Consider the following 538-nt stretch of genomic DNA (forward strand, 5'->3'; position numbering starts at 1 on the left):
GTACACGCCCATGCCCGCCACCGCGACGATCAGGTTCTCGTCGCGATCGAACTGCATGCCGAGCGGCCGGCCGCCGATATGGGCAAACACCTCGCGGGTCTTGAAGTCGGGCCCGGAGAAGCGGATCACATTGCCGTCGCGGGTCGAGCCGTAGAGCCGGCCCTGGCGGTCGAGGATGACGTCCTCGGGGCCCTCGACCTGATCGACGCCGATCGCCTGCGCGTTGATCAGCCGGTCGTTCTGCGCATAGGGCGATGCTGCGCCCGGCTGCACAGCCGGCGCCGAGGCCAGCGGCACGAAGGCCGGATTGACATAGATCTTCTGGATCGCCTTGCCGCGGTTCTTCGACCATTTGACGTCGATGCCGACGGCGGCGAGCAGGATCATGCCGGTCACCGCCGAGGTGACGTAGCCCGGGATGCCCATGCGCACGAGGCCGTTGATCAGGAGGAAGATGATCAGCGCGCCGATCATCGCCCGCCATACCGTGCCCTTGCCGCCGGCCAGCGACACGCCGCCGAGCACCACGGCGGTGAGC

General features: G+C 68.0%; 1 pseudogene. It reads right to left on the reverse strand.

Going from position 1 to position 538, the window contains the following annotated elements:
• Window positions 1-538 (reverse strand): annotated as a pseudogene (locus NS334_RS17290) (hypothetical protein); the annotation flags it as partial.

This window comes from Sphingomonas endophytica, from assembly GCF_001476895.1.
GTDB classification, from domain to species: Bacteria; Pseudomonadota; Alphaproteobacteria; order Sphingomonadales; family Sphingomonadaceae; genus Sphingomonas; species Sphingomonas endophytica_A.